At 28.5% G+C, this 23,197-nt stretch carries 21 protein-coding genes; all 21 read right to left on the bottom strand.

Translation table 11 applies throughout. The features are described from left to right. Positions 1-188: 188 nt before the first annotated feature. The 21 genes from galU to KGF50_RS02480 all read right to left on the bottom strand — a co-directional run bounded on the left by galU (position 189) and on the right by KGF50_RS02480 (position 23,177). Positions 189-1,154, bottom strand: a complete 966-nt coding sequence (gene galU, locus KGF50_RS02580; RefSeq protein WP_227846679.1) for a UTP--glucose-1-phosphate uridylyltransferase GalU — start codon at positions 1,152-1,154, stop codon at positions 189-191. Between the two features lie 117 nt (positions 1,155-1,271). Beyond that, a complete protein-coding gene (gene pepF / locus KGF50_RS02575) occupies positions 1,272-3,161 on the bottom strand; it encodes an oligoendopeptidase F (protein ID WP_227846678.1) in 1,890 nt (629 codons plus the stop codon). A 349-nt stretch (positions 3,162-3,510) separates the two neighbouring features. Continuing rightward, positions 3,511-5,883 (bottom strand): stage II sporulation protein E, encoded by a 2,373-nt coding sequence (spoIIE, locus tag KGF50_RS02570; RefSeq protein WP_227846677.1) that lies wholly within the window; start codon positions 5,881-5,883, stop codon positions 3,511-3,513. 89 nt (positions 5,884-5,972) lie between these two features. Then, positions 5,973-6,893, bottom strand: a complete 921-nt coding sequence (locus tag KGF50_RS02565) for a Ppx/GppA phosphatase family protein (RefSeq protein ID WP_227846676.1) — start codon at positions 6,891-6,893, stop codon at positions 5,973-5,975. A gap of 111 nt (positions 6,894-7,004) precedes the next feature. Continuing rightward, the gene (locus KGF50_RS02560) at positions 7,005-7,289 is read right to left on the bottom strand and encodes an FtsB family cell division protein (protein ID WP_227436281.1); all 285 of its coding nucleotides are present in this window, start codon (positions 7,287-7,289) and stop codon (positions 7,005-7,007) included. Between the two features lie 5 nt (positions 7,290-7,294). Beyond that, positions 7,295-7,825: a spore cortex biosynthesis protein YabQ gene (gene yabQ / locus KGF50_RS02555; RefSeq protein ID WP_227846675.1), complete on the bottom strand. Its 531-nt coding sequence runs from the start codon at positions 7,823-7,825 to the stop codon at positions 7,295-7,297. Next, complete coding sequence (locus KGF50_RS02550; RefSeq protein ID WP_003421411.1) at positions 7,826-8,080, bottom strand: YabP/YqfC family sporulation protein; 255 nt, start codon at positions 8,078-8,080, stop codon at positions 7,826-7,828. It abuts the gene before it with no gap. Between the two features lie 61 nt (positions 8,081-8,141). Then, complete coding sequence (locus KGF50_RS02545; protein WP_227846674.1) at positions 8,142-8,384, bottom strand: RNA-binding S4 domain-containing protein; 243 nt, start codon at positions 8,382-8,384, stop codon at positions 8,142-8,144. A gap of 71 nt (positions 8,385-8,455) precedes the next feature. Beyond that, complete coding sequence (locus KGF50_RS02540; RefSeq protein WP_227436295.1) at positions 8,456-8,734, bottom strand: HU family DNA-binding protein; 279 nt, start codon at positions 8,732-8,734, stop codon at positions 8,456-8,458. A gap of 88 nt (positions 8,735-8,822) precedes the next feature. Further along, entirely contained in the window at positions 8,823-10,271 is a 1,449-nt protein-coding gene (mazG, locus tag KGF50_RS02535) for a nucleoside triphosphate pyrophosphohydrolase (protein WP_227846673.1), read from the bottom strand. A 106-nt stretch (positions 10,272-10,377) separates the two neighbouring features. Further along, the gene (locus KGF50_RS02530) at positions 10,378-11,991 is read right to left on the bottom strand and encodes a polysaccharide biosynthesis protein (protein WP_227846672.1); all 1,614 of its coding nucleotides are present in this window, start codon (positions 11,989-11,991) and stop codon (positions 10,378-10,380) included. 119 nt (positions 11,992-12,110) lie between these two features. Further along, positions 12,111-12,650, bottom strand: coding sequence for a stage V sporulation T C-terminal domain-containing protein (locus KGF50_RS02525; protein WP_227436300.1), 540 nt, complete (start codon positions 12,648-12,650; stop codon positions 12,111-12,113). A 123-nt stretch (positions 12,651-12,773) separates the two neighbouring features. After that, positions 12,774-13,769, bottom strand: coding sequence for a peptidylprolyl isomerase (locus KGF50_RS02520; RefSeq protein ID WP_227846671.1), 996 nt, complete (start codon positions 13,767-13,769; stop codon positions 12,774-12,776). A gap of 30 nt (positions 13,770-13,799) precedes the next feature. Beyond that, positions 13,800-17,186: a transcription-repair coupling factor gene (gene mfd, locus KGF50_RS02515; RefSeq protein WP_227846670.1), complete on the bottom strand. Its 3,387-nt coding sequence runs from the start codon at positions 17,184-17,186 to the stop codon at positions 13,800-13,802. 16 nt (positions 17,187-17,202) lie between these two features. Further along, positions 17,203-17,763, bottom strand: coding sequence for an aminoacyl-tRNA hydrolase (gene pth, locus KGF50_RS02510; RefSeq protein WP_227846669.1), 561 nt, complete (start codon positions 17,761-17,763; stop codon positions 17,203-17,205). Positions 17,764-17,776: 13 nt separating this feature from the next. Next, a complete protein-coding gene (locus KGF50_RS02505) occupies positions 17,777-18,364 on the bottom strand; it encodes a prepilin peptidase (protein WP_227846668.1) in 588 nt (195 codons plus the stop codon). Between the two features lie 165 nt (positions 18,365-18,529). Then, positions 18,530-19,312 (bottom strand): A24 family peptidase, encoded by a 783-nt coding sequence (locus KGF50_RS02500; RefSeq protein WP_227846667.1) that lies wholly within the window; start codon positions 19,310-19,312, stop codon positions 18,530-18,532. Next, positions 19,293-20,375, bottom strand: a complete 1,083-nt coding sequence (locus tag KGF50_RS02495; protein WP_227846666.1) for a type IV pilus twitching motility protein PilT — start codon at positions 20,373-20,375, stop codon at positions 19,293-19,295. The genes KGF50_RS02500 and KGF50_RS02495 overlap by 20 nt, the downstream gene beginning before the upstream one ends. Before the next feature lie 110 nt (positions 20,376-20,485). Further along, positions 20,486-22,024, bottom strand: a complete 1,539-nt coding sequence (locus KGF50_RS02490; protein ID WP_227846665.1) for a hypothetical protein — start codon at positions 22,022-22,024, stop codon at positions 20,486-20,488. A gap of 20 nt (positions 22,025-22,044) precedes the next feature. After that, complete coding sequence (locus KGF50_RS02485) at positions 22,045-22,572, bottom strand: prepilin-type N-terminal cleavage/methylation domain-containing protein (protein ID WP_227846664.1); 528 nt, start codon at positions 22,570-22,572, stop codon at positions 22,045-22,047. A gap of 38 nt (positions 22,573-22,610) precedes the next feature. Then, positions 22,611-23,177: a prepilin-type N-terminal cleavage/methylation domain-containing protein gene (locus KGF50_RS02480; RefSeq protein WP_227846663.1), complete on the bottom strand. Its 567-nt coding sequence runs from the start codon at positions 23,175-23,177 to the stop codon at positions 22,611-22,613. Positions 23,178-23,197 lie beyond the last annotated feature (20 nt).

The raw sequence follows: 23,197 nt of genomic DNA, 5'->3' as shown, positions 1-23,197 counted from the left end.
AAATCAAGTTATATATGGTTTTTATATTTATGTATACCACAGTAGTTATTTATTTCTATAACATAGCTGCAATCATGCTTAAAACAGCTGTTATACTTGTTAATACAAGAATACCTACAATCCCAACAGCTATTATTCTATTAATCTTTTTTTGACCTGATTTTGCCACACTACATCACCTTTCCTAATTATTTTTGAATTTCGAGTTCTTTAATTTCGCAAATCTTATCTGAATCTATTTCTTCATTTGTATTATTGTATAACACATTGTCATCTTTATCAAATTCATTGCAGACATGTCTTAGATACTTAATAAAATCTTCCTTAAGATCTTCTTTCTTTAGAGCAAAATCGACAGTCGCTTCTAAAAATCCTAATTTATCACCAACATCATATCTCTTACCCTCAAAGTTATATGCATACATGGCTTCCTTTTTAGATAATACTTTTAAAGCATCTGTAAGTTGTACTTCTCCGCCTTTACCTGGTGGTAAATCCTTAAGAATGTCAAATATCTCAGGAGTTATTATATACCTACCCAAAATAGCTATATTTGAAGGTGCCTTTCCTGATTCTGGTTTTTCTACCATATCTTTTACTTTATAAACCCTGCCCTCGATATTTTTAGCTTCTATTATACCATATTTATTAGTATCTTCTGGATTCACTTTTTGCACACCTAATATTGTAGTTCTATACTCTTCATATGCGTTTGTTAATTGTTTTAAGCAAGGCACATCATTGTCTACAATGTCATCTCCTAACATTACAGCAAAAGGCTCATCACCTATAAAGTGTCTAGCACAATAAATCGCATCTCCCAGTCCTTTGGGTTCTTTCTGTCTTATATAATGTATATTAATCATGTTAGATATGTTTTGTACTATTTCTAACAACTCTTTTTTACCTTTTTTTTCTAAATCAAGTTCTAATTCTACAGATTTATCAAAGTGGTCTTCAATAGATTTTTTATTTCTGCCTGTTATTATTAGTATTTCCTCTATCCCTGAAGCTACAGCTTCTTCTATTATGTATTGTAGAGTTGGTTTATCAACTATTGGTAACATTTCTTTTGGTTGTGCCTTTGTTGCTGGCAAAAATCTAGTACCTAAACCTGCTGCTGGTATTACAGCTTTTTTAACTTTAACTTGCATAGAATCATCTCCCACTAATTAATAGATAAAAAGTCCTATTTATAAATAGGACTTTAAACTTTTAGTATATTTTAACATTAATTCGATATATTTTCCATGTGGATTATAATAAATCTTTTATAATAGCTTTTCAAGTTCTGCTACTAAGCTGTCAAATTTTTTTATTGTATTTTCTATAGGTTTTGTATTAGTTAAATTTATTCCACTTCCTTTTAATAAGTCTATTGGATAATCTGAACTTCCTTTTTTAAGAAAATTTATATAATTATCTGAGCCATTTTTTAGTATATCTTGGGCGAAACTCACTCCTGCACTACAACCTGTAGCATATTTATAGACATAAAAACTATTATAAAAATGTGGGATTCTTGCCCATCCGACCTTAGATAATTGGTCTAATTCATAGTTTTGCCCATAATACTTCTTAAGAAGTTGTCCCCAAACATCGTTTAACACTAATGCATTTACACTTTTCCCTTTTTCTACGAATTCATGTATAGTTTTTTCAAATTCAGCATACATAGTTTGTGTATAAAGAGTATCCTTTATTAAGTCTAGATATTGTGTTATATAATAGGCTTTCTCTCCATTACTTTTAGATTCTCTTATAAGCATCTCATAAAGCAATGCCTCATTAGTAGTAGACGCAACTTCATGAGTAAATATAGATGGACTTGAATTAAAGTAATTTTGATTTTTAGAACTTAGATATTCATATACAGCATGACCTAATTCATGTGATAAAGTTGAAACTGAGCCTAGTGAATTATTATAATTTAAAAGTATATATGGATGATTTTCATATACAGATAAGCAATATCCACCACTCACTTTATTTTCATGTGAATAAACATCTATCCATTTTTCATTAAACGCTTTGTATACCACATCATTATATTCTTTTCCCAAAGGTGATAACGCTGAATATACTATACTCTGTGCTTTTTCATAGTTAATATTACTATCAACAGCCTTAACTATAGGTACAGACATATCATATGAATGAACCTTATCCAACTTTAAGACTTTTTTTCTTAAATCTATATATTTGTGTAAACTATCCATATTACTATTTACAGTTCTTATTAAATTATTGTATACTTTTTCATCTACATTATCAGATTCTAAATACATTTCTAAAGACGACTCATAACCTCTTTCTTGAGAATAAAATATATTCTTTTTAACTTGGCCAGTAATCAAGCCCGCAATTGTATTTATATTATCATTATAAGTAATGAGTTCATCTTGATAAGCTTTTTTTCTATTTTCTCTATCTGGAGATTCCAGTTCACTTGCATATTGAGCTGGTGTCAAATTAGTTTTTCTATCCATATTTCTAAATAACTCATATACTTGACTTGGAAGACTACTTATTGAAGACACTTTACTTAGAATATCTTCTGATTTATCATCCAAATAATGTACTTTATTTCTTCTTATATCTCTTAAATACACACCATATTTTCTATTTATATTTTTATTTGAAATAATCTTCTTATAATCTCTATTTGATAATTTTAATATCTCTAACTCTAAATCTGAGCAAATCCCCCTATAGTCTCCATAAGATTTACTCATACTATCACTCATATCTAAATATTTATATGAATTTTTGTTAGTATCTTGTTTTAATTTTACATAGGCAGAAAGTTTATTTAATCTTATATCAAGTTTCTCTTTGATATCTAACGCAAAAGACAAGTGCGTTGGTGACTTTGTAACTTTACCTATGTAATTTTTAAGTTCTTTTGTATCTTTATTAAAACTCTTAAGTTCTTTTTTCCATTGGTCATCACTTTTAAATAGAGACTGTAAATTCCAACATGTTTTTTCATAATCTATTTCTTGTTTTTTTTCAGCATCATCTTCAGTATCATTATTCATGACAGTAATTGCTCTATCATTATTTTTTTGATATCCTTGGTCAGCTTTTATACTTATTATTAACATGCAAAAAATAGAGATAAATAAAGGTATTATTGCTTTGCACAATTTCCTATTCATAAAAAGCCATCCTTTCAATAAGTTTACTTAATAATAGGATGGCTTTTTTTAGATATATTATTCAATTATTCATACTATATAAATAAATATCGAATTAATAGTTATCCACATAATAATCAACATATTCACAGGCTTTACTTGCTTAGAAATTTAGTTATTTCAACATGAATCTCTTTTGATAATAGCTTTTGTTTTTTCTTTTTTTACATTTTATTAACATTTATGCCATACTTATCAACAAATTTTGTTGATTTATACGTTTTTTTTGTTAATAACTTTACTTTTTTCAAAAGTCTATTAACACATTATACACAAGTTATCCACATATTATACACAGAAATTTTTAACTTTATTTTGTACATATTTTTGTAACTAGAACGGTCATGTCATCTTCGATTTGTAACGCTTGTAACTCCAATGCTCTATCTAATATTAAATTTGAAATTTCTTTTGGATTTGTAGTTTCTATATTTTTTAAGAAATATATTAGCCAATTATCACCTAAATTGTTATTTCTTCCTGCATCTACAATTCCATCAGAAACCATTATAACATAGTCTCCTTCCTTAACTTTTACATTTTTTCTATCAATCTTTACATCTGATAATATACCAACAGGTAAAGATGATGATGATATTAAATCAACTTCTCCATCCTCTCTCTTTATATAGGTAGAACATGCTCCCATCTTTATAGTTTCTAAACAACCTCGTTTTAAATCTAAAATACCCAAATCGAGAGTTGAAAACATTTCTTCTGAAGACTTTAATAACAACATATTATTTATAGTATCTATGACTATTTCATCTTTAATCTTTGCATCTATCATTTTTTCTAGGATATCAATAGTAGCAGAAGATTCTTCGTAGGCTTTTTTACCTTTTCCCATACCATCGCTTATAGCCATCATATATTTACCATCATTTATCTCCATATATGTGTAATTGTCTCCACAAAGGATATGCCCATCCCTTGACATTGCTGAAACTTCTGTAACAGCCTTATATTTTTGAGACTTAACAAATGTTGCTTTACATTTACCTCCTAAACAGTGACATCCTATTTTTCTAACAGACATATTTTCTCCTACTAGGTCTGAAATTATATCTACAATTTTATTTTCACACATGCAACCATCGTGACAAGTCTTCTTTTCTATTGATATTTCAAACTCGCTGTTGCTCTTTGTTAAGTAACTTACTTTATCAACAGTTATATCATATCTCTCTAATTGTTCATATATATTTTTTTCTTTCTCTATATCCAACATTATATCGCCCTCTAAATCCTGAGACAGCGATTTAATTGATTTTGAAATACTTCTTATCTGGTTTGCTATTAATTTTCTACTTTCTGAAAACTTCACACTCCAATCATAATCTAATACAAACATTTTATAATAGTGATTTGATATTTTCACTATTGACTCTGGTTTCATACATTCCTTTCTAAAGTTTTTAGGTATATCGTTTACACTTAATTCTCCTTTCTCTTCAATTTTTTCAAGAATATTATATATCATAGTGTATGTATGATTAAATCTTGATTCCCAGCACATTCTTCTCATACTACAACTTTTACATTCATCATTATGAATCATATCTATTACATTAGCTATGTCTCTTTGGTCTAACACTTTATCCTTTTCTCTTATTTTATCAAATGTATCTGCAAGGTCATCATAAGTTTTGTAGATACTATTTAATCGGCTATTCGTTAAGTTTTTGCTTCTCATAATATAATCGTATACAATTTCATTTGAAGCTACATTACTTTTTATTAATTTTTCAATCTTATTGAATAACCTTTCTGGCAACACAATCACTATCAAGCATCCTAACAATATATCTCTTAGTTGCATCATGTTTGAAGTAATACCAGAAGTATATAGGTATATTATTGTCCAGCTTAGAATATATCCTAATATACAGAAATATTTGTTTATTTTATTAAATGCACCACTTATTAATCCAGAAAAAGAATATATACCCATATAAATAGCTGATGTCATATTATTTAGAATAGATGCCACACCAATAATTACACCACTAGATGCTCCCATGGTAGCTCCACCTACTATTGAGGTCAGTAATATAAATACAGTTGACAAAATGGTCCTTATCGATATTCCAAACAAAGATATATCTCCTATACCCATTATACTAAAGGTTAGCAGTAAACTTATTGATATGGCTTCTTCTGTCCGTACAGACATCCTATTGTTGACATTGGCCATCAAACCTATACCATAAGAAAATACATATATAGATATAAACATTATTATTGCCTCTACACCTGCAACAAGCAGATTATACACACACCTATTTGAAAAGAAAGCTTGTCCCATGGAAATTGGAAGTAATACTATTGCACCTATAAACGCCACTTTGGCAATTGAATCTAACAGTTTTAGTTTCTTATTTAATGCCATAAATATTGTAAGGCATACAGCATATTTTGCTACATTTCCAAAATCATTGAATGATAACAATATTCCTATTAATGTTGATATAAATACAGGTATCTTGTACTTATCAATCTTTGATGCACATATAAAAAAGGCAATTCCTAAAGGAGCTACAGAGTCCACTATAACAGACCTACTAAGTAAAAATCCCATTACAGCGAATGCCGCTGTAGTAAAATCAATATATCCGCTTATTAATTTTATGACATTTGGTTTTACAGTTTTGCTCTTTACAACTGCTACACTTCTTTGCATAAAAAAACCTCCTCTTTTGTTTATATTAAGAATTGTAACAAAGAGGAGTAATTTTTTTTGTCATAATCGGTTCCAAATATCAAAAAATATTAATACATTTTTTTTGACTTTTGACATATTAGGCCTTCCAAATTATCGTATTCACTTACGGTTATTTCTTCTATTTCTAATTTTTCCATTATTATATTCAATATTTTTACACCAGCAGTTATAATATCCGCACGTTTTTCTTGTAGCCCTTTTAAGTTCTTTTTATCACTTAATGTCATCTTTATTAGTTTTTGTAGAATTTCTTCTATTTCTTTTTTGCATATCTTACTGTTATGTATTTTTTCCATAGAGTAAATTTCTAATTCTTGATTCATTGCTGACAAGGATGTGATTGTACCTCCTATACCTATAAGAGTTTTTAATCCTTTTTCTTTTATGTAATTTAAAGTCTCACTTATTTCGTCATATATAAATGAGCTCATAGATTCAAACTCTTCATTTTCAATAATATCGTGTTTCAAAAATTTCTCTGTCATTCTAAGAGCTCCTACATTTTCACTTTTATTGAATTTAATCCCATCTGAATCACCTATAATAAATTCTGTTGAACCTCCTCCAATATCTATAACAATAATATCATTATCCTCTTGTATACCTTCTAAAACACCTTTAAAGCCCAAATTTGATTCTTCTATACCTGTAACTATATCAACATCTATACCAGTTTCTTCTTTTGCTAGTTTAACAAAGTAATCTCCATTTTTACTATCTCTAAGGGCAGATGTCCCCATACAATAAATATTTTCACATTTTTCATCATTACACTTGTCAGAGAATTCTTTTAATGCTTTTATATTTCTTTGAATTGCATCTTCCTTTATATATCCCTTGCTATCTACACCTTGCCCAATTCTAGTTGTATTAATAAATTTTTTTCTATTTATGAGTTTTCCATCTACATAATCTACTATCAACAATCTCATTGAATTTGTCCCAATATCAATAGCTCCTACTTTCATTATAAAATTCCTCCTTAATCAAAATAAAAAGTCATCCTTAAACTGAATGACTTTTTTATTTAATCTTAAATTTTAAAATCAATACCTTGTAGACTTATTAGCAAGTCTTAATCAACGATTTATATCTACATAAACGGTTTCATTAGGCTTTACCATGTTTAATCTTTTCCTAGCTATTTCTTCTAAGTCTCCTTCATATGATTTTTCATCTTTCTTTAAGCTGTTTATTTGTATTTCAGTCTTTTTTAATTGTTTATTTAGACTTGCTATTTCTGTTTTATATTCCTTAGCTTTTTCATACTCAAATACAAACCCTGTCATTATACTAAAAATTGATATTCCTAAAAATAAACTGATAACAATAATTTGTCCTGAAAATTTTTTTCTTAAGTTCATTTTTCCTACACCCTTTTTTTAGTTTTAGTTTTTTTCTTAGATTTTGATTTTTTCTTGTTTTTTGATTTTTTATTTGATTTTCTCTTTATACTTTTCTTTGTTGCCATAAATATGTTTGGTATATAAAATATAATATCAAATAGTAGGTGTAGTGAATAGATTATAACGTAATACAAATTGTTTAAAAAACTGACTATGTAGTATGTAATTTTTTTAAAAGAATTCCTCACAAAACGGATTATTTTATTGATAATTGATAAAACAATTTTACTTATGGTGTTATAGTATAAAATAAAACCAATAAACAAAGCCACAAAATGGTAATATCTTAAATTAAAAAACTCTGTAAGGTTTATTGTTATAAATATTATAATGGTTGCTAGAAACCAAAACAATACATCAAAAATTATTGCAAAATAATTGATGAATTTAAAACTGCCTCTCAGTCCTCTATAAAAATCAAACAACACTCCTATGAGTATTCCACCATAAATAGTAGCGTAGAAAATACTTACATCTTGAGTAAAGGGTATCATCTATCTAAATACCTTTTTCAAAAAACTTTCTTGTGGCTTTTTAGGCTTTGCATATACCATAGAATTTATAGTTCCATCTATGCTAATTATATTTTCGTCTATACTTAGCTTGCTCATATCTAGGTTTTCGCCTTCAATTACCATCTCGCCTACAGAGGTTTTAAGCTCTACTCTTTTATCATTAAAAGAATATATGTGCTCAACTCCTGAAATAACCAGCTTTGATCTATCTTTCAAAGTTATGTTCTGTTCCATAATATCCCCCCAGTAAATATTTCACTAATACTACTATTAATATACTAGAGGACTATTAATTTTATTCTAAAATTTCGTACATTTCTTTCGCATCATTTTTTAATACATGCTCTCTTACTTCATTTATCTTAAGCTTCATCTTCTTCTCTCCAAATTGTATTTCTAATGTATCTCCAATATTCACTTCTGAAGAAGATTTAGCGACTTTTCCATTTATAGTTACAATTCCTTTATCACATGCATCTTTAGCAACAGTTCTTCTCTTTATAATCCTAGATACTTTTAAAAACTTATCTAATCTCATAATTATCACCTTCCTTAGCTCTATAGAAAAAGTGTGGCAAATTTATCCACACTTTTTCACAAGATTTCTAATTATCCATTTATTGTATCCTTTAATCCTTTTCCAGCTTTGAAAACTGGTGCTTTAGAAGCTGGTATATCTATAATTTGCTCTGGATCTCTTGGATTTCTTCCTTGTCTAGCAGCTCTTTCTCTTGTCTCAAATGTTCCAAATCCAACTAATTGAACTTTTTCATTATTTACTAGTGCATCTTGAACAGAGCTCATAAATGCGTTTAACGCAGCCTCTGCTTCCTTCTTTGTTAACCCACTTTTTTCTGCCATCTTTGATACTAATTCAGCTTTATTCACGATATTTACCTCCTAAAAATGTTTATAATATAGACTCCTATCTTTCTGATAAAAGTTCTAGATTTTTGACAAATTTCCTTCCACAATTTTATTGTTTTTTAGCCTGATTCCAAAATTCATCCATCTCTTCAAGTGTCATGTCTTCTAATTTTCTATTTAAATTCATTGCACTTTTTTCTACAAACTCAAATCTATTTATGAATTTATCTGTAGTACAGTTCAAGGCTTCTCCTGAGTCTATGTCTAAAAATCTAGCTAGATTTACTATCGAAAATAATAAATCGCCTAGTTCTTCCTTTATGTATTTTATATTCCCGACCCTGTGTTCGTCAAGTAATTCCTGATATTCTTCTTCAATTTTTTTAAATACATCTTCTACATTGTCCCAATCAAAGCCAACAAGAGCTGCTTTATGTTGAACTTTACTAGCCTTCATAAGAGCTGGTAAATGTTTTGGTATTCTTCTAAGGCCATCTGTTACAGTGCTTTCGCCTTTTTCTTCTTTCTTTAACTCTTCCCAAGTTTTTTCAAACTTAGACATATCTAGTTTTACACCATTAAATATATGAGGATGTCTATGAATTAATTTTTTGCATATACCATTTACCACTTCTTTTAAATCAAAGTAGCCTTCCTCATTACCTATCTGACAATGGAATATAACTTGCAGGAGAACATCTCCTAGCTCTTCTACCATTTCATCTATATCATTATTATCAATTGCATTACAAAGTTCATATGCTTCCTCTATAACAGAATTTTTTAATGATTGATGTGTTTGTTTTTTATCCCATTCACATCCAGATGGACTTCTTAATGTATTAACTATTATTTCTAAGTCATGTACTGTATTATACATCTTTTTAGAACTTTTGGGTATATATAAGCTAGTTAAATAGTCAAAAAAGTTTTCATTTCTGTCTAATTCACATAATTTTATAAACTTTTTACTTTCTAAATCTTTGACACCTGCTCCATTTACTATACATATTTCTTGATTATAGTCATAATATTCCATAAGTTTTAACTTTACATTTGATGCTATAAATTTATCATAAACTTGAGTTATTATCATACTTGTATCTAAATCTATATACGAGTTTTCTATCTCAAAAGCATCTATCAATTTAAATCCATCAGATGGGTCTATAGCTAAATAGTTAAACATAGCGTCTACAAAGCTCATAGAAGGCACTATCTCCACTTTTATGTGCTTTTCATTGGCTAGTCTATCTATTATACTTACAGTCTTTTCTGCGACTCTTGGATGACCAGGAACCGCATATACTAAATCACCTTTTATAGATTCTTCTATAATAAATTCAGATATTTTTAAGTAAACACTCTCAAAGTTTTCCTCATTTTCATAAAAATAATCTAAAGAAGTGTATTGTATAGTTTCTTTAAGCTTATCAATTATTGGATGTTTCTCTGTTCTAAAAAAGACTCTAGGGCTATTTTTTAAAGATTCCAGTACACCTTGGCTTATAAGAGAATAATCTCCTGGTCCAAGCCCTACAATACTTATCTTACCCATAACATCACTCCCATTAGCAATTTTCACTTTATTTTTGTATTGTTATACAAATAAGGAGCTTTACTATTTGTATAGTATTTCCTTTATTTGCATATATATTCCTATATTATCTTATAAGTTTAACTTTTTTTAACAATTTATATAATTTATCACCTTTTGGCATAGTTAATATCTCTTCTTTTTTAATTCCACCTATTCCAAGTATAACTACTACATATACAATCCCACCAACACCTATTGCGATTATTGTAGATAGACTATTACCCAATAATCCAACTAAAGCACCATAACTCAACTTAACTATTATAAACATTGTCATAACTGTTATAAATGGTTTTATTATAAATTCCTTCTTAGGAAATTTTACATTCATATACTTTTTAACATATAATAAGTTAATCATAGCTGCCACAAAGTATGCTGTAACTGTTCCAAAAGCTGAACCTAATACGTTAATATCTGGTATACCTGTCAATGTATAACTTATAACAATTTTACATAACATACCTACGCATAAAGCAATTACGGGAACTATTGGTTTTCCCATTCCTTGAATTATACCTGTCAATGTTTGTATTAATCCTAGGAACAATACACATGGAGTAAGAGTAAACAAGATAGTTCCTACAGATGATGGCTCATGTGGAAATAAAAGACCCATTATTGGTATTGCTAATGATGCCATACCAAATGCGCAAGGTAATACTATAAGTAAAGTCACCTTAACAGCACTTTTAGTATCTTTTCTAGCCTTCGATTTATTACCTAATGCATATGCTTTAGAAATAGCTGGAACTAAGCTCATACTCATTGCAGTTGTTATAACGGCTGGTAAATTTATGGTTGCCATTGCCATACCTGTCAATTGACCAAACATTGAATTTGCTACTTTATATGTAAAGCCTGCCTCCATAAGTCTTCTTATTACAATAACATTATCTATCATATTTACAAGTGGCATTACTGATGCACCTATTGTTATTGGAATAGCAACTGTTAAAAGCTTTTTAAAGATATAAGAAACTTGTTCATCCTTGAATCTTTGACTCGCATCTATCTCAGCTCTACGTTCTCTTCTTCCTAGCATATAAGCAAACATAAGATAAACCATAGATGCTACTGAACCTATTGTAGCTCCTGATATAGCACCTGCTGCTCCTAAAGTTTGCCCAAAACTTTTCATAAGTAAGTAAGCCAAAGTAAGACCTAATATAACTCTAAAAAATTGCTCTGCAACTTGAGACACAGCAATCTTAGTCATGTCTTGTCTACCTTGAAAATATCCTCTATATGCTGACATCGCTGGAACAAATAATAAAGCTGGAGCAATAGCTTTCATAGAGTACAATGCACCAGGATTTTTCATTATGTTTGTTACTATGTAGTCGGCTCCAAAAAACAATATACAAAACGATATTATACCAGTTATAAATAAAACTGTATGCGATACTTTAAATATCTTATTTGCACCTTTATAATTTCCAATAGCAACTTTTTCCGAAACCAATTTTGCCACAGCTGTTGGGAATCCAGCAGTAGCTAATGTTAAAAATAGAGTGTACACAGGATATGCAGCCTGATAGTATCCCATTCCTTCTGAACCAATCATGTTCCCAAGGGGAATTCTAAAAAATCCACCCATTATTTTTACGATTACACCTGCTAGCCCAAGTATAAGGGCTCCTTTTAAAAAGGAGTCTTTGTTTTTGTTATTGTTCATAACATAACCTCCATACTGTTTATATAACAAACTTTAATATACCATATTTTTAATGCTATATTCAATATTTTAAACAAAAACTTCAAAAGACCTTCATGTAAAAGGTCTTTATGATAAAATTATTGAACTTGTTTTCCTAAAAAGTTAGCAGCTATTTTTAAAGATTTTTCTTCACTTTCTGCAATTGTATCTTTATCTTTTGAAACAACTACAATCGAACCTATACAGTCACCAGATGCACTAATTATAGGCATAATAACTTGACTAATATATTCCTTTTGGTCTTCTTTAAATAAAGGTAAAATGTTTTTATCTTTTGAGTATTTTACTGTTCTTTCACTTATTATTGCTTCTAACTCATCACTTATACTTTTTTCTTTATAATCTTTTTTAGGAAGTTTAGATACAGCTATTATAGAATCTAAATCTGTTATTAATACACCATATCCTAGTACTTCTGCTAATGTTTCAGCATATTCTTGAGAGAATTCATTTAATTCTCCTATTGGAGAGTATTTTTTAAGTATGACTTCTCCATCTTTTGCTGTGAATATCTCTAAAGGATCTCCTTCTCTAATTCTTAATGTCTTTCTTATCTCCTTTGGGATAACTACCCTTCCAAGATCATCTATTCTTCTAACTATACCTGTTGCTTTCATATTTTTTAATCCCTCCATAAATTACTTTAAGTTTATTTTTACCATTGTTAAGAAAAATATACAAAAAAAGCTATATCTTATCCAGATATAGCTTTTTTAAGCATATTACTATTTTTTTAGTTTTTAAATTGTGATTGTATCTATGACTTTTTCATCTTTTTCTACTTTAGCTTCTTTAGTTAATTTTTCTATTTTCTCTTGATATTTGTTTTTTAATAATTGGTCTTTTATAGTTTCTTTGGAATCTTCAAATGGTGTTTGTTCATTTACTTTGTCTGTTACTTTAATTATATGGTATCCATATTGAGTTTCAACTAAGTTAGATACTTCACCCTTTTTCATAGAAAACGCTGCTTCTTCAAATTCAGCAACCATTTGACCTCTTGAGAAGAATCCTAATTTACCACCATCACTTGCTGAAGCATCTTGTGAATATTTCTTTGCAACCTTTTCAAAATCTTCACCTGATTTAACTTCTTTAAGGGCTTCTTCAGCTTTTTTCTTGGCTTCTGCCTTTTTTGCTTCTGAAAGTGGCTTGTTGTTATCATCTACTGTTTTTAATAAAATATGAGAAGCTTCTACCTCATCTTTTTTGAATTCGTCTTTATGTGTATCATAGTATTTTTTCATTTCTTCATCTGATATTTTAGTTTCTTTAGTAAAATTAGCTTGATAGTTTTGCATAGCTAAATCTTTTTCTTGTTGGTCTTTTAAAAATGTATCATCTATACCTAATTTTTCAAGTTGCTCTTTATATTTTTCATCTTTACTCATAGCATCTTTTAAATCTTTAAAACTTTTTTCAACATCTTCTTTTTTAGGAAGTAAGTTATCTTTTTTAGCTTGTGAATATATAACTTCTGTAGTTATAAGTTGTTCAAGAATTAAGTCTTTAAACTTGTCCTTATACTTTACTCCTTTTTCAACTTCTTTATCCCATATATCTTTTCCGTAAGTTTGTTCCATAGAATCTTTATAAAGAGCTATAGTTTTTTTAAATTCATCTGATGATATTTTTGTACCATTTACTGTTGCTACAGTTCCATCTGTACTTGCGCTACAAGCTGTTATTGATACTACAACTATCATAGCTATTACTAACGTTATTACTTTTTTCAAATTTAAAACATCCCTTCTTAAATTTACAAGTTATTTAACCTTGCACATTTTTTCTAACAGTTCTTCTAATTCTGTAACTATATTATAACCTATTTTTTGTTTAGTTCTATACTTTGTTATTGGAACTAATAATATTTCATCTTTTACTTGTCTAATTTTTTCTATTTTTAATATCTTACACAACGATTTTATATAAGCTATTGTAAGTAGTGTTTGTACTGGTTTAGGTATATCAGAGAATCTATCTTCAAGTTCTTCTTGTATATCCAACATATCTTCTCTATTTTCAATAGAAGCAATTTTCTTATACATTTCAATCTTAATCAATTCATCCTTAATATAATTGTCTGGAATATATGCATTTACACTTAAATCTATTTCAACATCAATTTCTTCAACAATAGGTTCACCTTTAACCTTTTTAATTGCATCATTAAGCATTTTGACATATAAATCATAACCTATAACTGCCATATGACCATGTTGTTGAGAACCTAAAATATTTCCAGCCCCTCTGATTTCAAGGTCTCTCATCGCTATTTTAAAACCTGAACCAAATTCTGTAAATTCTCTAATAGCCTTTAATCTTTTTTCTGCTATTTCACTTAAAGTCTTATCTTTTTCATACATGAGATATGCATATCCTTGTCTGGAACTTCTTCCAACCCTACCTCTTAACTGATATAACTGAGCTAATCCCATTTTATCTGCATCATATATAATCATGGTATTTGCATTGGATATATCCATGCCTGTTTCTATTATTGTAGTACATACTAGCACATCATAGTCTTTATTTAAAAATCCTAAGATTATATTTTCTAGTGATTTAGAAGTCATTCTTCCATGTGCAACAGCTACTCTAGCATCTGGCACAAGCTTTTGAATCATACTTGCCATTTCTTCAATATGCTCAACTCGATTGTATACGAAGAATACCTGTCCACCTCTGCTTAATTCTCTTTCTATTTCATCTTGAATTACGCTTTCCTTACTCTCAGTAACATATGTTATTACAGGATGTCTTTCTTGTGGCGGTTCTTCTATAACACTCATATCTCTTATCCCACTTAAAGACATATGTAGGGTTCTTGGTATAGGAGTTGCTGAAAGTGTAAGCACATCTACTGTAGATTTAATTTTCTTTAAAGCTTCTTTGTGTTTTACACCAAATCTTTGCTCTTCATCAATAACCACAAGACCCAAGTTTGGTAAATTTATATCTTTAGATATTATTCTATGAGTACCAATTAGAATATCTACTAACCCTTTTTTAGCATCTTCAATAATCTGCTTTTGTTGCTTTGGAGTCTTGAATCTACTTAAAACTTCCACTCTTAAAGGATAATTTTCAAATCTTTCTTTAAATGTATTGTAATGCTGTTGAGCCAGTATTGTTGTTGGAACTAATACTGCAACCTGTTTTTGGTCCATACATGCCTTAAAAATGCTTCTAATTGCTACTTCTGTTTTTCCATAGCCAACATCTCCACAGACAAGTCTATCCATTACTTTACTTGATTCCATATCATTTTTAGTTTCCTCTATTGCTTTTAACTGGTCTTCTGTTTCTTGATATGGAAACAGGGATTCAAACTCTGCCTGCCAAGGTGTATCTTTTGAAAACTTATATCCTTGTATCTTTTCACGTTTTGCATAGAGTTCAATTAGGTCCTTTGTCATATCTTCAATTTCTTTTTTGACTTTTGCCTTTGCCTTTGTCCACTCATTAGTTCCAAGCTTATTTAACTTAACTTTTTCTACCTCTGCACCAATATATTTTTGTACTTTATCCATCTGGTCTATTGGTACATATAAATTATCTCCACCTTGGTAAACTATTTTCATGTAATCTTTTTTGATGGCATTAACTGTAATCTGTTCAATTCCTGTGTATCTACCTACACCACTATTTTCATGTACTACATAATCTCCAACGCTTAAATCTAAAAATGACTCTATTTTCTTTCCTTTTTTGGCTTTTTTATTACTAGTCTTAGAGGCTCTTTTATAAACACCTATCATTTCATTATCTGTTATAACAACAAATTTTATAGATTTATACTGAAAACCACTATTTATATGTGCAGGTACAATTACAATTTGAGAAGATTTAATTTCAATATCTCTATCTTTAGAAACAGTCGTTTCTAAGCCTTTATCCAATAAATCTTTTCCTAATTTATTTGCTCTTTCCAATGTATTTGTAGCCAAAATTATTTTATAGCCATTGTATTTCAGCCGATTTAATTCTTCTACAAGTAAGTCTACTTTTCCATTAAATGTAGGTACTTCTCTACTTTCAAAATTTATTATGGATTTTACAGAAAAGTTATTTATAGACTTTGGTAATAGTGAATTTAAAACTACAGACTTGTCTTTCACTAGGTACTCCAAATCTGTATAATGGTATAATAATTTTCCTTGATTTTTAATAGCTAAACCTCTTTCAAGGTTTAATTTGTAATTTTCTCTAAACTCATTTAAGTAATTTTCACATCTTTCCTTAAGTCTTGTTATATCATTGATAAATATTATTGCATCATCTGCTAGATACGTAAATATACTTTTGTTTTCTTCTGGATAGATATAATCTATATAGTTTTCTACACCTTCAAAATAAGTCTTACTTGATATATATTCTATATTTTGAAAGGTTCCTTCATCAGTATTTTTAGTTGTTTCTTTTTTTAATCTAACTAATGCATCTGTAGTTTTTTCTGGATAAATAAATTCTCTTGAAGGGGTTATAGAGAATTGTTGTAACTTATCAATTGATTTTTGAGAAAATACGTCAAAAGTTCGTATGGAATCTATCTCATCATCAAATAATTCCATACGAATCGGATTTGTATACTCAAGTGAGAATACATCTATAATTCCACCTCTTATACTAAATTGACCAAACCCCTCTATTTTTGAAACTCTTTCATATCCTAAAGAAACTAACTTCTCAGTTAATTTTTCTAAATCTAAACTATCCCCCACTTTGTAATGAGATACACTATCAAGTAAAACTTGTTTTGGTATATATTTTCTTAAAACTGCTTCAATAGAAGTCACTAAAATTATTTTTTCTTTCTTTGCTAGTTTTAACAATACCTTTAATTTTTTTGCTTCTTCGTTTCTGTCCTTTGCATCTAAATGATAAAAGTAAATATCTTGAAATCCTAAATATTCGACCTTATCCCCAACATAAAAATTTAAATCTTCATATACTTTTTTTGCTTCTAAATCACTACTTGTGATGAAAATCATTTGTCGTGACAAATCATTAAACATAGAATATGATATATGAGGTTTTTGTACTGGTAAAAGTCCATTAACCAATAATGAGCCTTTTGTATTTTTTATGCAGTTTATTATATCTTTATACTCTTTTGAGTTCTGCAAAGGATATAAAAAAACATCATTCATTTAAATCTCCCTCTCACTATCCATTGTATTTGTTCATAGACATGTCTATATTTTCTCTTATTATTGAGTCAACAGCACACGCCGCTTTTTCTAGTGCTTCATTTATATTATCAGATTCTTCCTTTCTAAATCTAGAAAGCACAAAATCTGCTAAGTCTTGGCCAATTTCTGGCTTAGATACACCTACTCTTACTCTTGGGAAATCATTTGAACCTAAACACTTCGTTATAGATTTCATTCCATTATGAGTACCACCACTTCCTTTTTTTCTTATGCGTATCTTTCCAACATCTAAATCTATATCATCATACACTACTACTATATTATTTAAATCTACCTTATAATATTTATATATATCTATTAATGTTTCTCCACTTAAATTCATATAAGTTTGTGGTTTTACTAGTAGTACTTTTTCAGTACCTACTCTACCTTCGCCAATTAAAGCTTTGTGTTTTATTTTAGTAACACTAATGTTGTATTCTTTTGCAAGAATATCTATGACATCAAATCCAACGTTATGTCTAGTCTTTTCGTATTTTTTTCCTGGATTTCCTAACCCTACTACTACGTACATTTTTTACCTCCTGTTATAGAAATTTATATAACAAACTATAATAAAAATCAAATATATTATACTCTGTAAATATTGTTATAATTGTTGCTAAAGAAATAAATGGTGTAAAAGGAATTTGTTTTTTTATATTTATATTTTTAAAAATTTTAATTCCATATAAAATAACAAAAAACAAAAATGCTAAAATAAATGATAAAACTATCACATAAAATCCATAATTATTTCCCAATGCAAAGCAACATAAGCTATAGAGACCTACATCTCCATAGCCTAATCCTTTTGTAAATTTAGCAATAATATAAGGTATAATAAAACCTATTGCCAGTCCAAATATATGACTTATATAGTCAATTTGCACTATATTGCAAAAAATTAAAAAAATTACACCTTGAACTATTATACCACTAACTATTGTTATATCATATACATATATTGTGTAGTAATCTATAATAGATATAATTATTAAAAATGGAATTAATACTATATATTGTACACATTCTGCACTAATCCCAAATTTTAGATATATTAATACAGATAAAACTACAGTTATTATGTAAATAAAAAGCATATTATACGAATTTTTCTTTAATCCATCACACAAAATATATAAGGATTTATTTATCAAATATGCAAAAAATAAGGAAATTATTATTATATACTCCATAGTCTACAGTACTCTGTAGTAGGGTTAATAATAATATTGTCCTTATTGATTACTTTAATTCACTTTTATAAAAATTAAAATTACATTAAATTTAACTATCATCTACATAAGTATAGAAAAGTAAAATTCAAGCAATTGTCTTCCAAATAAAATTGTTATTAATGCTCCAATTGATATAAATGGCCCATAAGGTATAACAGAATTGTATTTCTTTCCCTTTATCTTACTCAAAACTATCACACAAATTCCATATACTGCTCCTACATAAACACTCAGTAAAGCTGTTAAAAGACCATTTTTAGTACCCATATATAAGCCTAACATTGCGAATAGCTTAATATCTCCTCCGCCCATGCATTCTTTTTTTATTATAAATTCAATTAGAGCTACTATAAGCCAAACACTTCCTCCACATACAAAAGCACCTATAATTGAATCTTTAATTGAAACTTCTTTTAGTAGGAGATTAAAAATTATAGCAAAGATAGCTCCAAAAACTAGTATCCTATCTGGTATTATAAAGTGGTCAATATCTATAAATGTTATTACAATTAATAAAGATACAATAACCAAATAATAAATAGTAGATATCGACATTCCATAAACTATAAACACTGTTAAAAATAAAATTCCTGTAATTAGCTCTACTATAGCATATCTGCTAGAAATTTTCTCACCACAATATCTACATTTTCTACCAGTCATTAAATAGCTAAAAACTGGTATTAAGTCTATAGGTTTTAGTCTAGTATTGCAACTCATACAATGAGATGGAGGTTTAGAGATAGATATACCTTCTGGAATCCTAAAAATACAAACATTAAAGAAACTTCCAAATACTAACCCAACTACAAATACATATAAATTAACGACTATAATTTCCATTATAACTTACGCCACCTATCATTCTAGTCATAAATTCTTGGTCAGTACATCTACTAAGTGCCATATCTTTTGTAATCTTTCCACTTTTATAAAGTTCCATTAAATCTTGATCCATAGTTTTCATACCTGCTTTAACTCCAGTTTGTATCATATTTGGAATTTGATATGTTTTTCCTTCTCTTATTAAGTTTTTTATTGCTGGTGTTGCAAACATCAATTCAATTGCAGCTATCCTACCCTTCCCATCTGATGTAGGAAGTAATTGTTGTGATACTACCCCTTCACAAACTGTAGACAATTGAGTCTTTATTTGTTGTTGTTGAGCTGGCTGGAACATGTCCACTATTCTGTCTATTGTCTTAGCAGCACCAACTGTATGTAGTGTTGAAAATACTAGATGTCCTGTTTCTGCGGCTGTTAATGCTATTGACACAGTCTCAGGGTCTCTCATTTCCCCTATCAGTATTACATCTGGGTCTTGACGTAAAATAGCTCTAAGAGCTGAGTGAAAACTTTCTGTATCAGTTCCTACTTCTCTTTGGTTTACTAAACTTTGTTTATGGTTATGAACATACTCTATTGGGTCTTCTAGCGTAATTATATGTTTTTGTTGTGTTTCATTTATTATATTTATCATACTTGCAAGTGTTGTACTTTTACCACTTCCTGTAGGCCCTGTAACTAAAACTAATCCTTTATGTCTTTCAGTAAAGGATTTTATGTTTTCTGGAAGCCCTAATTTCTCAAAAGTTGGTATTTCTGCTGTTATAGTTCTTATTGCTATTGCATAATTTCCCTTTTGTCTATAGGAGTTTACTCTGAATCTTTCTCCAGTTTTTAGAGAAGCTGAAAAGTCAGCTTCTCCATGTTCTTCTATTACTTTAAACATAGATTCCCCTGCTATGTCTTTGGCCATTTGTATTGTTATCTCTGGTGTCAAGATTTGTTCACTTAGCTTTACAAATCCTCCTTTTACTCTAGCTACAGGATTTGTACCAACTGTTATGTGTATATCTGATGCGTTTAAACTTATACCTTGCTCTAATAAATCATAAATATACATAATATTTATTCTCCATATCTTCTATTAGTTTACTTACTTTTTTAGTAATAAATAATATATAAAGTTATTTTATTACTTATTCATTTATACTAAGTTATCTTTTCTTATATTTAGTTTACTTTTTTATATGAGCTTATATCATGATTAATTGAAACTTTATCTTTTATATCATAATCCCCTAATACATTTGTATCTATATTTAGATTAAAATTTACAATAGCTTCAACTTTGTATTTTAAATTCGAATTTTCTTCAACGCCTAAGCCAATAATGTTTTTTTGTCCATCTTTAACTTCTACTTCTTTTATTCCATCTTTATCTCCTGTTACGACTAAACTTAACTCTGACCCTGATCCATTTTCTTTTAGTTCTGGCCATTCTTCTTTTGTCATGTCGTAGTCAGCTTTATAAAAAGGAATCTTTATAGTAATTTCTTCTGTTTTATCAACTTCTTGAGGTTTTAATTCTTTTAACCTGCACTTTATCTCTGCTAAAAGCTCATTTTGTATATAATCAAAAGTTGTTATCAAAGCCATATTATCATATTTAACAGGTATTTTCTCATAAGACTTACTTTTTAACTGATTACATTGATCTGATATTTCATACAATAACTCTTTATACTCTAAAAAATCTTCTGCTGTATCTTTTTTACCGCTGGATATATTATCACTTAATTTTTCAAATTTCTTTACATTGTTTCTTAAGTGAACTCTTAAGGCATTAAATCCTTCAGTTTGATTTGGCAAAAGCTTCAACAAGTTTTCTAATGTATCCCATTTGTCATTCCAGTTATATTTCTTACCATTTATTATAGGATTTTGTATTAAGTCATAATATTGTTGAGAATCTGGAATTCCATCAGATATTTCTACTTTTGGTTCATCAATATGAAATGTATGTCTGTATTCAATCATATTTTGCATTGCCAAAGAAATACTATCTAAAGCTTTATAAGTGTATGAAAATGTCCCATTTAAATGTTCATTTTCAACTTTATTTCCTTCTAAAAACATTTTTAAAAGAATATCATTATTTACTAACTTTGCCTGAAGTAATGTAGTTGAATCTATATCTCCAACCAAAATACTTTCATTTATTTTACTGATATCTCCAGAAGTATAAGTCTTACAAATTTTTAATGTAGAATCTCTATGTGAAAGAATATTTTCAGCTATATATTCAATATCCCTATCATCAAATATATTTAAACCCTGTAATTTTTTTAACTCTATACTAGCTTTTTCTAAATCTGGAGCAGCATTATTTAAATAAAACTTTATATTATTCATATAACCTAGTCTCTCTGCTGGAAGATTTTCCTCATCTTGATTATTAGAATTTGTATCTGATATATTCCTTAATGCTGACCTTGATATTGATTTTTCTTGATTTTCACTTTTAAGCTCATTATCCATTTTTTCAAGTTTAGAGTATAAATTTTCATATGCTTTATCAACACTATTTTCCACACACGTCTCTGCTAAATACTTGGCCTGTATACCTTCATTAGTAGTCTTAGTAGACTTTATTCTATTAGCTATTTGACTTGAAAATGTAACCCCTACAATAGAAAGTAATGCTACTACAACCAAAACTAAAACTAACGCCGCTCCTCTTTCATTTTTTATCTTATTATACTTCCTCAAAATCTCACCCCCAAGTAAAATTATTTATCTTTAAATATTTCAGTTACAATTTTAACTTCTTTTTTACTTGAATAGTCATTCATGCTTTTCCCTGTTGCAGTTATTTTATATATTTGACCGTTTTTATCTTCTACAATAACCTTTACTTTGTTTGTAATGCTTTCCTTGTCAATTATATTTCCATCTTTATCTTCTATTGTTGTAATCTCTTTGTATGGAGTATCATACAAGCTCACATCATCCTTGTTAAGTACTTTATCATATACAACTTTATTTGATTTATCTATTAATTTTTCATATTCCACTGTCCCATCTTTTCGTTTATCTAAACTGTCAAAATCAAATGTTCTACTTTTTATTTTCTCTCTTAAATTCTCGATTTCACTTTGAACATAATTTAAGGAACTTATATCTGCTTCATTTTTAGTGTTGGCTTTGTCATTGGTATTGATAATATTAAAAAATGCAAATAGTATAATTCCCATAATCGCCATAGCTACTAATACTTCAATTAAAGAAAATCCTTTTTCATTACTCTTTTTACCCATATTTTATCAACCCACTTATTTTTTAAATAAATTACCATTTACCCAATTCGTGACATAACATCAAATGTATAAGTCTTATTATTTAAGTCGCTATTTTTTTGGCCTTCTTGAGCTGATTCATTATAATATACACTTACAGTATAAATAGATTTATCAGCTTGTTTTTCTATTTTAAATGGTGTTTCCTTCATTTCTTTATTGTTTTGAACTAATGGCTGATTAGAGATTATTTCTTCTCTAAGCACATCTTCAGTATTAGTTGTATTTTCTTGAATTCTTGTTACAGAGTATACCCCTGTATTGTTTTTGGTTTTTATAGATACTTCATACTTGACTGTATTTTCTGGAGTTTCTATATTATATTCATAATTACTACCTGAATTATTCTTAGTTACATCCTTACAGTTTTCTAAATCTCTATTTAAATATTTATTAATTAAATTAATATTTACTTGAGCATCTGTAATGATTTGTTGTTTTTTTACTGCTGATGTTATACCATTAAATACTTTATATGAAATGCTTAAAACTATAGTCAGTATAAATACAGCCACTATTATTTCTAATAAAGTAAGACCTTTTTCATTATTTTTGTACAAGCTCATCACCTATCTTTAAAACCTCT

The organism is Clostridioides sp. ZZV15-6598, from assembly GCF_020657705.1.
Classification (GTDB): Bacteria; Bacillota; Clostridia; order Peptostreptococcales; family Peptostreptococcaceae; genus Clostridioides; species Clostridioides difficile_F.
Note: the sequence above shows the minus strand (reverse complement) of the source record. Positions and strands in the feature narration are given on the sequence as shown.